Source organism: Ruegeria sp. AA3 (genome assembly GCF_056542905.1).
In genome coordinates, this window is record NZ_JBQGAQ010000003.1 from 344,457 (window position 1) to 356,920 (window position 12,464).

The window sequence follows — 12,464 nt, forward strand, 5'->3', positions numbered from 1 at the left end:
GCCCAACAGTTTCAGATTTTTGAATAAATGACCAGAAAACAAAACCCCCGGCGCTGGGCCGGGGATGAAGATTGGGTAGTAAGCTGTTGCGTTATGTAGATTTTGCGAGGTTACGCAACACATATTGCAGCACGCCGCCGTTTTCGATGTATTCGATCTCAGGCGCGGTATCGATGCGGCACTTCAGGTTGATGGTCTTCTCTGTGCTATCGCCGTAGACGATGGTGCAGGGAACTTCTTGCAGCGGTTCAATCGTATCCAACCCGTCGATCGAGACGGTTTCATCCCCTTTCAGACCCAGCGACTTGCGGTTGTCGCCGCCTGTGAATTCGAACGGGATCACACCCATTCCGACGAGGTTTGAGCGGTGGATACGCTCAAAGCTCTCTGCGATCACCGCTTTGACACCCAACAAAGCGGTCCCTTTGGCCGCCCAGTCGCGCGAAGACCCCGCGCCGTATTGCTCACCCCCGAAAACGACCAGCGGTGTGCCGTTTGCCTGATAGGCCATCGAGGCGTCATAGATCGACGTCTGCTCGCCATCGGGTCCTTTTGTGTAGCCGCCTTCAACGCCGTCCAGCATCTCGTTTTTGATGCGGATATTGGCGAAGGTGCCGCGCATCATGACCTCGTGGTTGCCACGGCGCGACCCGTAGGAATTGAACTCGCGCGGTTGAACCTGACGTTCAATCAGGTACTTACCAGCCGGAGTAGTTGTCGCAAAGGACCCAGCGGGTGAGATGTGGTCGGTGGTGACCATATCACCCAGAACGGCCAGAACCTTCGCCCCGTCGATATTCGAGATTGCGCCGGGTTCATGTCCCATGCCCTGGAAATAGGGCGGGTTCTGGATGTAGGTCGAAGCAGGTGGCCAGTCGTAGGTTTCTGCATCGGTGGTCTCAACCGACTGCCATTTCTCGTCGCCTTTGAAAACGTCGGCATATTTCGACTGGAATGCCTCGCGCGTCACGGTTTCCTGCACCAGATTGGAGATTTCCTTTTGGCTCGGCCAGAGGTCTTTCATGAAGACATCGTTACCGTCCTTGTCCTTGCCGATTGGCTCGGATGTCAGGTCGATATCCATGGTGCCCGCCAGTGCGTAAACGACAACCAGCGGCGGTGAGGCCAGATAGTTCGCGCGGACATCAGGCGAGATTCGGCCTTCAAAGTTCCGGTTTCCGGACAGAACCGAGGTCGCGACCAGATCGCCCTCGGCAATCGCTTCGCTGATTTCTTTCTGGATCGGTCCAGAGTTACCGATACAGGTGGTGCAGCCATAGCCAACAAGGTTAAATCCGATCGCGTCCAGATGTTCCTGCAGGCCAGCGGCTTCAAGATACTCGGACACCACTTGCGAACCGGGGGCCAGCGAGGTTTTGACCCAAGGCTGCCGGTTCAGGCCCAGCTCATGCGCTTTCTTCGCCACCAGACCTGCGCCAATCATGACATAGGGGTTCGACGTGTTGGTGCAGGAGGTGATCGAGGCGATCACGACCTTGCCGGACTCCATTCCATATTCTTCACCTTTGACTTCGACCTGTTTGCCCATTGGGCGCTTGAAGGTTTCTGCCATTTCCTTGGTGAAAGCGGCTTTGGCGTCGGTCAGCGCGACATAATCCTGCGGACGTTTCGGGCCCGAGATCGCGGGAACGATCGTGCCCATATCCAGCGACAGGGTGTCGGTGTAGATCGGCGAATAGTTCTCATCCCGCCAGAACCCGTTTTCCTTGGCATAGGCTTCGACCAATGCCAATCGATCCTCATCGCGCCCGGTATTGCGCATGTAGCGCAGGGTTTCGCCGTCGATGGGGAAGAACCCACAGGTCGCGCCGTATTCGGGGGCCATATTGGCGATGGTGGCGCGGTCGGCCAGTGGCAGCCGGTCCAGTCCTTCACCATAGAACTCGACGAATTTGCCAACCACACCTTTCTCGCGCAGCATCTCAACGACCTTCAGAACAAGGTCTGTGCCGGTCGTGCCTTCGACCATCGAGCCCGTCAGTTCAAAGCCCACAACCTCGGGGATCAGCATCGAGATCGGCTGACCTAGCATCGCGGCCTCGGCCTCGATCCCGCCGACGCCCCAACCAAGAACCGCCATACCGTTGACCATGGTGGTATGGCTGTCGGTACCGACAAGCGTGTCGGGATAGGCGACTTCTTCGCCGCTCTGGTCCGTATCGGTCCAGACGGTCTGGGCCAGATATTCAAGGTTCACCTGATGGCAAATGCCGGTGCCGGGGGGCACAACGCGGAAGTTATTGAACGCACCCTGACCCCATTTGAGGAACTGGTAACGCTCCATATTGCGCTCATACTCGCGATCCACGTTCATCTGAAACGCGCGCGGGTTCCCGAACTCGTCGATCATGACCGAGTGGTCGATGACCAGATCAACCGGGTTGAGTGGGTTAATTTTCTGGGCGTCACCACCCAGTGCCTTGATGCCGTCGCGCATCGCTGCCAGATCAACCACAGCCGGGACGCCAGTAAAGTCCTGCATCAGCACGCGGGCAGGGCGATAAGCGATCTCGCGCGGATTCTTGCCGCCATTTGCGCCCCATTCGGCGAAGGCCTTGATGTCATCTACGGATACCGAGAACCCGTCATCCTCGAACCGCAGCATATTTTCCAACACCACTTTCAGCGCGGCAGGCAGGTTCGAGAAATCACCCAGGCCTGCTTCCTGAGCAGCTGGAATCGAGTAATAGGAAATGGATTTACCATTCACGTTCAGACTGCGGCGTGTTTGGGCTGTGTCCTGTCCGACCTTGATGGGCATCTTTGGCCTCCCTCTCGAATGATTTGGATACTAGAGTTCGCTATGGCTTATCTGCATCACGGCACGCGTTGTTTCAAGGTGCAACGGCTCACATACATATAAAATTGTATACCATTGCACACATTTTGCCGAAGATTGAAGGTTTCGGTCTCAAGAAACCTTGATTGGCAGTTTTTTCAGTTTCGATCTAATGCTTGTTGGTGCTCACAAAAAATCGAGAGAACCCATGCTCAGATCGGCCACCGCATCCGCGTTTGTTTCGCTCTTTCTTGCTGTCTCGGCTGAGGCGCAAGACGATCCGGTGGTGGTCGAATTGTTCACGTCACAAGGTTGCTCATCCTGCCCGCCTGCAGACCGGATCATGCATGAACTGGCCAAGCGAGATGATGTGATCGGGCTGGCGCTGCATGTGGACTATTGGGACTATATTGGGTGGAAAGACGAATATGCCGATCCCGATCATACGGAGCGTCAGAGAGCCTATGCGCGCGAAGGTGGGCGGACGATGATTTACACACCTCAGATGGTTGTGAACGGTCAGCAGGACGTGGTGGGTGCAAAGTCGTTTGAGTTGGAACGGCTGATCGACGCGCACCAGACCGCAGTGCCCGAAGCTGAGGTTAGCGCCACCCGTACGGCTAACGACGTGACTGTGGACGTTGTCCCGGTCGAGTTGGCGGAAGGTGAAACCTATGATGTGCGGGTCGTGCAGTACTCACCGATGCGTCACGCCTCAATCCGGCGTGGGGAACTGGCTGGGCACGAACTGGATTATGCGAATGTGGTTGAGAACTGGCAGGTGGCCGGTCACTGGGATGGCCAAACACCGCAAAGCTTTACTGCGTCACTGTCATCGGATTTACCGGCGGTAGTTCTGATCCAACGTATAGAGCATGGTCCGATCGTCGCAGCGACACGAGTCAAGTAATTAAGGCATATCTTTAGGTTGAACGCCCAGTCCACGCCAGGCTTTCCAGCGACGGTGTATCCAGAACCATTGCCCCATGTGTTGACGCACCATCGCTTCCAGATCGTCATTTGTGAACTGCGTCATGGTCTTGGGATCGGTATGGGGGACCGGATCATGCAGAACGATCTCAAAATCGATCCCGTTGGGCTGACGCACGGCATAGCAGGGGATCAGCACGGCCTTGTACTTGATCGCAAGTTCCGCGTTCAGCACCGAAGTCACGGCGGGTTTGCCGAAAAAGGTCAACTCTTCGCCGCCATGCGCATGCAGATCGGATACGATGGCGATAATACCTCCGCTTTTGAGCGACCTGACCATCTCAACCATGCCCCGGCGCCCCTGTTCGAACATGGGGGAACCAGTCTGATGGAATGCTTCGACATACATGTCGTTGAAGTACGGGTTAGCCATGCGGCGATAAAGGCAGCCGATGGGTCGACCGCTGCGGGCCTGCAAAGCGACGCGCGCCGCCAGATAATGACCAAAATGCGCAGTGATCATCATCACCGGACGTCCCTCGGCGACGGCGGTATCAAACGCCTGGACACCCGATCCAGAAACTTTGGCCTTGCTTTGCCGATCAATGAAACCATCGGCCGAAAAGTGCTCCATGATCGCGCGTCCAGCATTGTCAGGTACGGCGCGGCAAATTCGTTTGACCTCGGCCTCGGGTAAGTCGGGGCAGGTGAGTTTCAGGTTGCGGCGCACACGGGTCCGGAAACCGACCAAAGGCGCAAGCCAGCGAACAATTGCTCCCATTGCGCCGATACGGCGCTCGTATGGCAGCAGGCGCATACAGCCGATCACACCGGTCAGAAACAAGTTGGTGATGTAGTATTTTCCAAGCTCAAAGCGGCTCAGTTCCGACTTTTCGACGGGCATGGGGAAGGACACCTGAGTGTTGTGAACTGCGCGCTCAGACATACAGTCCTCATCGTGCGATCACAAGTAGCCGCGCCGGGCCAGATTATTCTTCAGCCTCTTCCGTTTCGACAAGTGTAATCGCGCCTTCGTCCAGAAGGGCGCGAATGGCGGCGACGATCTGAGACATCGCATCCTCGGTATCGGATTGTTTGACCTTGCCACGTTCGGCCATTTCTTCACGCAGATTGTCTGCCATGCGAGAGGACATGTTTGCCAGAAAGAACTCGACCGTTGCAAGGTCTTCGTCGGTGCTGGCCCCGACAAGTGCGGTGACAAGAACAGGTTGGTCCACGCCGCGCAGAATCGCAGGAATATCACGGGATTGGATTCGGGAGGGCACGTGCGAAAAGATGAAGATCGATTGCCGGACGGTATTGGCAAAATCGGCGTCTTCTTCATCCAGAGCGGTCAGCAAACCATTACGCGTCGCCGCAGCGGACTGGTTGAGGATCGCGCCCACACGCTCACCCGGTCCATCCCGAAAGGCGGGCTCGGGGCGTTGATCCAATTGAGCAGCCAAGGACCAACCAATCCGCTCAACCGCCTCAGGGTTCACGTTGGCCGTTCTCGATACCGCATAGGTTATCCGCCGCGCCGTGGGGCCGGGCAGGTGGCCCAGCAATTGTGCAGCCTTGGCGGTTTCTAGTTTTGACAGCATGACGGCTGCGACTTCGGTGCTTTCCGCTCTGGCCATCTCGGCCAGATTTTCTGCGGATACCTCGCGCAAGCGTTGCCATGGGTCACCGATCTGGCGTACCCCCGCCACCTTGCGCAACCGGGCAGCGGTGGCCGGTGCAATTTTGCCATTCACGGCATCCAGAGCGCCGGCCAGCCCATGTGGGAATGAAAGACCGACACCATCAAGCGCATCGGCAAACTCCTGTGCGACAGCGGCGAGCGTCACTCGGTCAACCAGTCCCATTTGACCCAGTTGATGGGTTAACTGCTCCTGCAGCAGGTCAGGCAGTTCCTCAAGCGGGATATCCGCGCCTTCGTTCAGAAGAAGCCTTACAACAACCGCAGCCTTTTCCCGATTGCTGAGATTGCGAGGCACGACACGTGGAGCGTCGTTCTCTTGGTCTGCCGCCGGGGCCTGAGCACCCGGCGACATCTGTACCATTAGGTTCGTATCCTGCATCTGCCTGCATTGCCAATATTGCGTTACAGGTAGATTAGCGAGACTCAGGTAAAGAAACCCTGAAACTCAGTAGCTATAGGTCAGCCCGGTGCGAATAGCCTCGCGCAGCGATGCTTCGGCCCAAGTACCTTCGCCGCCGCGCGCCTTGATCTCGCGCCATTGCGCTATGGCCAGTTCGGTCTTTCCTTCGGCGACAAAGCCCTGACCCATATAGCTACGGGCGAGGATGTTATCAGGGTTGGTTTCGATGGCTTTCTGATAGAAGGTGTTGGCCAGTTCCAATTCACCCATTTTGCGATAGGTGAAGCCCCAATAGGTCTGCACCCGATCGTCATCTTGGTTCATGATACGCAGAATGCCCTGTGCGTTCTCATATTGCCCGTCATAGGCCAACTCACGCACGGCGTCATACAACTGATCGTCGGAGAAATTGGATTTGTCTGGTTTAACACAGCGCCCTGCAGACTCGTCGTAAACCCGACCAAACAGGCACTTCTTGGTGGTATTTGTCGGCTTGGGTGGGCTGCTATCACCACCACCCGCAGCAATTGCCATGGGTGCGAAGGTAAAGGCCTGAAGAGCGATGGCCGAGGCTAGTACGAGACGCATGTTCCTACTCCGTTGTCAAAGTGACTTGTTACAATCATAGCGTGATCTTCAAAAAAGCTAACGATTGACCGATCGCTTTTATTCACAAGCAGGAAAAAAAATGTCAGCTATTGACGATTTTCATGCAGCTTTGGCTTTCGCTGTCCCATGTCGTGCCTTCCGCACAGGACTGGGTTTGCTTTGCATGACCGCTGCAAGCAAGCCCGGCGGTGCCTGCGCAAATCAAAGCAATTGCACATAGAGCAATTCTTAGCATCGTGTTTTCCTTTCGCGGAAAAGATGCCAGCAGATTACCCGAGTTTTGCCAATCTGGCAAAGAAACAAGGCCCGGCCTGAACAAACAGGCCGGGCCTTGCCTAAATCCGGTCCGGGTTTATTCGCCGAACACGCGCGCGAAAATCGTATCAACGTGTTTGGTGTGGTAGCCGAGGTCGAATTTCTCTTCGATCTCTTCCGGGCTCAGCGCGGCGGTTACATCAGCATCGGCCAGCAGTTCCTCTTTGAAATCGGTACGATGCTCCCAGACCTTCAGCGCGTTGCGCTGAACCATGGCATAGGCATCCTCGCGGCTGACCCCTGCCTGTGTCAGCGCCAGAAGAACCCGCTGGCTCATCACAAGACCAGGGAACTTGTTCATGTTTTCAAGCATGTTCTCGGGGAAGATCAGCATCTTGTCGATCACCCCTGTCAGGCGGGCAAGGGCAAAATCCAGAGTGATGGTGGCGTCCGGCCCGATCATGCGTTCGACCGAGGAGTGCGAGATATCGCGCTCATGCCACAGCGCCACGTTCTCCATCGCCGGGACCACGGCAGCACGCACCATACGGGCCAGACCGGTCAGATTTTCGGTCAGCACCGGGTTCTTCTTGTGCGGCATGGCCGACGAGCCCTTTTGGCCCATCGAGAAAAACTCGGCCCCCTCCAGCACTTCGGTCCGCTGCATGTGGCGGATTTCGATGGCGATGTTTTCGATGCTGCTGGCGATCACGCCCAGTGTGGCAAAGAAGGCCGCGTGACGGTCGCGCGGGATGACCTGCGTGCTGATCGGCTCGGGCACCAGACCCAGTTTGTCGCACACATGCTCTTCAACCTGCGGGTCGACATTCGCGAAGGTTCCAACCGCGCCGCTGATCGCGCCGGTGGCGATTTCCGCGCGGGCGTCGCGCATACGGGACAGGTTGCGGTCCATCTCGGCATAGAAACGCGCGAAGGTCAGACCCATGGTAGTGGGCTCTGCGTGAATACCGTGGCTGCGACCGATGCGGATCGTGTTCTTGTGCTCGATAGCGCGGCGCTTGAGGGCGGCCAGCAGACCTTCGAGATCGGCGATCAGGATGTCAGCGGCACGGGTGAGCTGCACGTTAAGGCAGGTGTCCAACACGTCGGAGGAAGTCATGCCCTGATGCACGAAACGGGCCTCTTCGCTGCCTACATGTTCGGCCAGGTGGGTCAGGAAGGCGATGACGTCGTGCTTGGTAACGGCTTCGATCTCGTCGATGCGGGCAACGTCGAATTCGACGTCCTTGGCTTTCCACACCGCCTCGGCGTTTTCACGCGGGATCACGCCCAGATCGGCCATTGCGTCGCAGGCATGGGCCTCGATCTCGTACCAGATGCGGAACTTGCTCTCGGGCGACCAGATGGCGACCATCTCGGGGCGGGAATAGCGGGGAATCATTGGCGGCAGCACCTTTTTGTGATTGGGATGAGGCGTTGGCGCGGGGTTTAGCCGCGCATTGACCAAGGAACAAGGCGCGAGTGCTGGGATGAGACGGTTTGCCCTGATTTTGTTGCTTTGGCCGGGAATTTTATCCGCTGAGGAGTTTCGGCGGCTGACAGGGGATGAAATCCTGATGGCGCTTGTGGGCAAGAAACTCGACTACGGTGAAGGTATCAGCCAGACCTTCGATGACAGCATGCACACGCAGTACTTTTCCGGTCGCCCTAGTGCGGGGCGCTGGGCTGTGCGTGAGGATCGATATTGTTCGGTCTGGCCGCCATCTGATATCTGGGCTTGCTACGATGTCGCGCAAAGCGGAGATACGATCCGGTTTGTAGATGACGCAGGCAATACGACTGACGGAACCTTTGTGAAGTGAACCTACCCAGGAATATCGCGGATTTCCAAGGGGTTTGGAGCCTGACACGCCTCATCCGGGATGAGCGTGCGGGCCAGATCATTCATGCGGATGGTCAAGCAGAGTTGCAGCAAGATGCGCTGGGGTTGGTGTATGACGAGACGGTCACGCTGCGCATCCCGGGGCAGCCTGCAATGACGGGAACGCGTCGATACCTTTGGCGTGATGCTGGGGATCAGATTGCCATTCACTTCGACGATGACCGGTTTTTTCACGCACTCCAGCTAGGTCAGCCCCGCGCCGAGGACCACCACGATTGCCCGCCAGACAGCTATGATGCAGTATATGATTTCTCGGGATGGCCACGCTGGACTGTCCGTTGGAAAGTGACCGGACCGCGAAAATCCTATGAAATGGAGACCAAATACGCGCTGCGATAGCGTAATCATCTTGCAGCAACGCTTCGGAACGGGCATTGCTGCAGTTGCAAATAAGTCCGAATGTGGAGATATGAGATGAACGCAAACGTATTGGCCAATGCTTTTGGCCCGCGTGAGGGGATGGCGCTGCGCGTCAAGCAGGTGGCTCTGGTTGCCCTGGGTATCGTTGCTCTGGCTGTTGCTGCCAAAATCAAAGTGCCGATGTGGCCGGTTCCGATCACCATGGGCACATTCGCCGTTCTGACCATCGGCACCGCTTATGGCGCGCGCCTTGGCCTGATCACGATGCTGGGATACCTGCTGGTTGGCGCTCTGGGCTTTGACGTGTTTGCGGGTTCCTCGGCCGAAAAATTCGGCCTGACCTACATGATGGGTGGCACCGGTGGCTATCTTGTCGGTTACCTGATGGCGACCATTCTGCTGGGCGCACTGGCCGCGCGCGGCTGGGACCGCTCGGTCGGCAAGCTGGCGCTAGCGCTGGTACTGGCCAACGTGCTGATCTACGTGCCGGGACTGCTGTGGTTGGGTCAGCTGTATGGCTGGGACAAGCCGATCCTGGAATGGGGCCTGACACCCTTCCTGCTGGGTGATGCGATCAAGCTGGCGCTGGCCGCTCTGCTGATCCCCGGTCTGTGGAAACTGCTGGGCAACGCACGCACCTGATAGCGCGCTCATGCGCAAGACACACCCGCGTTCGGAGCTTTCCGGGTGCGGGTTTTTTATTGTCTGCAGAATAGGATACTGGACAAAGTCAATCTGCGTGGGCAACCTGAGACCAGAAAACTGATCAGGTTATTGAGATATGCGTATTTTGTTAAGCTTGGCGCTTGCTGCAAGTGCCGTGACTTGGTTGGCTGTAACGCCTGTGCAAGCCGACACACCGGTGACCTACACCGATGAAGGGCGCGCCCTGTTCCGCTTTGAGGTTCCCGACTTCTGGACATTGCGCACCGGTGGCCCGCGTGAGATCGAGGATACCAGTCTGGGCGATGCCCGTGCAATTTCGCGCGTCATGGGGATCAGACCGGTGACTGACGATAATGTCTGGATGGGATTCGTCTCACCATCGCGGGTTTCAAGCATTCAGGGCGGGCTGCGCTATCTTGAGGATATCGACAAATTCCTCGTCAAAGACCCGACGGTAACCAGCACCAGTGATACAAGGATTGGTGGGCGGCCTGCGCATATCGTTCGCGGAACCGGCAATCGGGATGGGCGCGGGGTGAACTTCACCGCCACGGTAATCGACCTGCCGCGCGACCGTGTGGCCATTGGGGTTGCGATCCTGCGGGACGGGGCCGATCCGTCTTATGTTGATGCCTTGAACGCCGTTTTCGCGTCGTTCCAGTCTTTGCAGTAAGGAGGCCTGGATGACACGCAAAGTGATAAAACGCTCAGTTTTGGCGCTGGGACTGGGGGCTGCAACCTTCACATTGTCAGCCTGCGATGGCGTAACGGTTGGGGTAGGGTATGGCGTCGGCTATGACCCATTTTACGATTCGATGCTGTGGAATGACTATTACCACGATCACGATGTAGACGTGGACGTGGATATTGATCGGCCCGACAGACCCGACAGGCCTGACCGCCCAGTGCGCCCGAACCCACCGCAGCGGCCCAAACCTCCAGTCGCCAAACCACCTTCGCGCCCGCATCCCCCAGTGGCGCGCCCTCCGGCGGCGCGGCCGCCGATCCATCGGCCGTCTCCAAGACGTCGCTGAAGAACTCGGGGCAGATTGGTCTGCCCCGACCCGATCGGGGATTGGTACGTTAGGCCCCACAGATTATGCGAATTGCAAATCCGTGATAGAGTGCAAATTGGGCGGGCTTGATTTAGAAGTTCCGTAATAACAACCGCATCGAATGTCACAGCCCGCTCGACCTTTGCCAAAAGGAGTCGACGATGCTGACTGAAGAACAGCTAAGAGCCATTGCAGCCGCGTTCTGCGGTATCCTGATTGTGCCCAATATCGGTCTGCCGAACCCGTTTCGCATAAACCTGAATGCCAGGGCCATTCCCGAAGATATTATCGACGAGATCGAAGATGATATGGGCGACTTTGGATTTGCCGCTCATCCACGCGGACCGTTTGGAAAGGATATCCGCGACGCCTTTATGGAGATTTCGTTCGATCAGAGGGGATGCGTCTATTCGATCTCTGTTGTTGGTGGAGTCAAGCGCGGTCTTGGCGCTACCAGACGCCGTGAGACGCACTCGACAGATTGGAAAGCGCCCTGATCCAACCGTAATTTACTGCACAAGTTCAGTCGTGATATGGGCCGAGCCTTCAAGAGTTCGGTGAACAGGACATTTGTCGGCAATCTCCAGCAGCTTGGCCTTCTGATCCGTGTCCAGCGGGCCCTCCAGCCGAATTTTACGGCGAAACTGATCGACCTTGCCTTCGCTGGCAAGCCCGGCATCCTGCGCGTGAACTTTATCATGACAGACATCGACCGTGATACCTGTCAGCGGCCAGCGCTTGCGGCGGGCATACATGCGAATGGTCATAGAGGTGCATGCCCCCAACCCGGACGACACGAACCCGTAAGGTGACATGCCCCGATCCGAACCACCATAAGATGCGGGCTCGTCCGCGACCGCGTGATGACGCGGGCCTGACTGAATGTCCTGCAGAAAACCCGACGGGTCTGTCTCGGTCACGCGGACGACACCTTCCGGTGCCCCAGGTGGCGGGGCCGGAGGGCACAGCTTGACATAGCGGGAAACCCAGGCGGTGATGACATCAGCCGCATAATCCGCATCTTGCGCACGCGTGATCAGGTGGTCGGCATCATCGAGTGTAACAAAGCTTTTGGGATGTTTTGCCGCCATGAAGATGGTGCTGGCATTGTCAATACTGACCGTACTGTCGCGTGGTGCGTGCAGGATCAGCAAGGCAGCTTTCAGATCAGCAATGGCCGGAGTGAGCGCGGTTGCTGAAATATCTTCAACAAACGCCTTGCCAATGCGGAACGGACGCCCCCCCAACGACACTTCGGCGCTGCCTTGAGATTCGATTTCGGGCAAGGCTGCCTCGAAATGGTGGGACACATGGCCGGGGTCGGCGGGTGCGCCGAGCGTTACCACGGCTTTGATTGACGGAATTCCTGCGCGTGCTCGCAATACGGCAGCGCCACCAAGCGAATGGCCGATCAGAAGCGACGGTACCATATTACGGCCCGCAAGGTATTCTGCGGCTTTGATCAGGTCCTCGACATTCGAGGTGAATGTCGTATTGGCGAATTCGCCGTCCGAGTGACCAAGGCCGGTAAAGTCGAACCGCAGGACCGCGATGCCCATCGCCGCCAGGCGCGCCGAAATTCGCCGTGCTGCCGGAATGTCTTTCGAGCAGGTAAAGCAATGTGCAAATAACGCCGTCGCCAGAACCGGCCCGTCTGGCAAATCCAAGCGCGCGGCCAGTTGGCTGCCGTCGTGACCGGCAAAGGTAATGCGTTCGGTAGGCATGATTATTCCTAGGTTGTCAGGTTTCGACAATACTGTGCGCTGAGGGCGGGCGGCTCA

The 12,464-nt window shown here is 57.3% G+C and carries 13 protein-coding genes; 7 read left to right on the forward strand and 6 right to left on the reverse strand.

Annotation, left to right across the window (positions count from 1 at the left end; all coding sequences use genetic code 11):
- Positions 1-91: 91 nt before the first annotated feature.
- Positions 92-2,782, reverse strand: coding sequence for an aconitate hydratase AcnA (gene acnA, locus ACR0JR_RS08300; protein ID WP_480455767.1), 2,691 nt, complete (start codon positions 2,780-2,782; stop codon positions 92-94).
- 226 nt (positions 2,783-3,008) lie between these two features.
- Between acnA and ACR0JR_RS08305 the strand changes: the two genes are divergently transcribed.
- Positions 3,009-3,710, forward strand: coding sequence for a DUF1223 domain-containing protein (locus ACR0JR_RS08305; protein ID WP_480455769.1), 702 nt, complete (start codon positions 3,009-3,011; stop codon positions 3,708-3,710).
- On the opposite strand, the gene ACR0JR_RS08310 is transcribed toward ACR0JR_RS08305, so the two are convergent.
- The 4 genes from ACR0JR_RS08310 to purB form a co-directional block, all read right to left on the reverse strand.
- Positions 3,711-4,634, reverse strand: a complete 924-nt coding sequence (locus ACR0JR_RS08310; RefSeq protein ID WP_480455814.1) for a lysophospholipid acyltransferase family protein — start codon at positions 4,632-4,634, stop codon at positions 3,711-3,713.
- Between the two features lie 85 nt (positions 4,635-4,719).
- The gene (locus ACR0JR_RS08315; RefSeq protein WP_480455771.1) at positions 4,720-5,814 is read right to left on the reverse strand and encodes a flagellar motor switch protein FliG; all 1,095 of its coding nucleotides are present in this window, start codon (positions 5,812-5,814) and stop codon (positions 4,720-4,722) included.
- A 66-nt stretch (positions 5,815-5,880) separates the two neighbouring features.
- On the reverse strand, positions 5,881-6,423 hold the full coding sequence (locus ACR0JR_RS08320) for a tetratricopeptide repeat protein (protein WP_480455773.1): 543 nt from the start codon (positions 6,421-6,423) through the stop codon (positions 5,881-5,883).
- A 373-nt stretch (positions 6,424-6,796) separates the two neighbouring features.
- Positions 6,797-8,101: an adenylosuccinate lyase gene (purB, locus tag ACR0JR_RS08325; protein WP_480455774.1), complete on the reverse strand. Its 1,305-nt coding sequence runs from the start codon at positions 8,099-8,101 to the stop codon at positions 6,797-6,799.
- An 88-nt stretch (positions 8,102-8,189) separates the two neighbouring features.
- Here purB and ACR0JR_RS08330 point away from each other — a divergent pair, with 88 nt between their 5' ends.
- The 6 genes from ACR0JR_RS08330 (at position 8,190) to ACR0JR_RS08355 (ending at position 11,180) form a co-directional block, all read left to right on the forward strand.
- On the forward strand, positions 8,190-8,522 hold the full coding sequence (locus tag ACR0JR_RS08330; protein ID WP_480455776.1) for a hypothetical protein: 333 nt from the start codon (positions 8,190-8,192) through the stop codon (positions 8,520-8,522).
- Positions 8,519-8,941: a DUF6314 family protein gene (locus tag ACR0JR_RS08335; protein ID WP_480455778.1), complete on the forward strand. Its 423-nt coding sequence runs from the start codon at positions 8,519-8,521 to the stop codon at positions 8,939-8,941. Before ACR0JR_RS08330 ends, ACR0JR_RS08335 begins: the two co-directional genes overlap by 4 nt.
- Positions 8,942-9,016: 75 nt before the next feature.
- Positions 9,017-9,604 (forward strand): biotin transporter BioY, encoded by a 588-nt coding sequence (locus tag ACR0JR_RS08340; protein WP_480455780.1) that lies wholly within the window; start codon positions 9,017-9,019, stop codon positions 9,602-9,604.
- Positions 9,605-9,743: 139 nt separating this feature from the next.
- The gene (locus tag ACR0JR_RS08345) at positions 9,744-10,301 is read left to right on the forward strand and encodes a hypothetical protein (RefSeq protein ID WP_480455781.1); all 558 of its coding nucleotides are present in this window, start codon (positions 9,744-9,746) and stop codon (positions 10,299-10,301) included.
- Between the two features lie 10 nt (positions 10,302-10,311).
- Complete coding sequence (locus tag ACR0JR_RS08350) at positions 10,312-10,662, forward strand: hypothetical protein (RefSeq protein WP_010442064.1); 351 nt, start codon at positions 10,312-10,314, stop codon at positions 10,660-10,662.
- Between the two features lie 182 nt (positions 10,663-10,844).
- Entirely contained in the window at positions 10,845-11,180 is a 336-nt protein-coding gene (locus ACR0JR_RS08355) for a hypothetical protein (protein ID WP_170779859.1), read from the forward strand.
- A gap of 12 nt (positions 11,181-11,192) precedes the next feature.
- Here ACR0JR_RS08355 and ACR0JR_RS08360 read toward each other — a convergent pair whose 3' ends face one another.
- The gene (locus ACR0JR_RS08360) at positions 11,193-12,407 is read right to left on the reverse strand and encodes a bifunctional alpha/beta hydrolase/OsmC family protein (protein ID WP_480455783.1); all 1,215 of its coding nucleotides are present in this window, start codon (positions 12,405-12,407) and stop codon (positions 11,193-11,195) included.
- Positions 12,408-12,464: the final 57 nt, after the last annotated feature.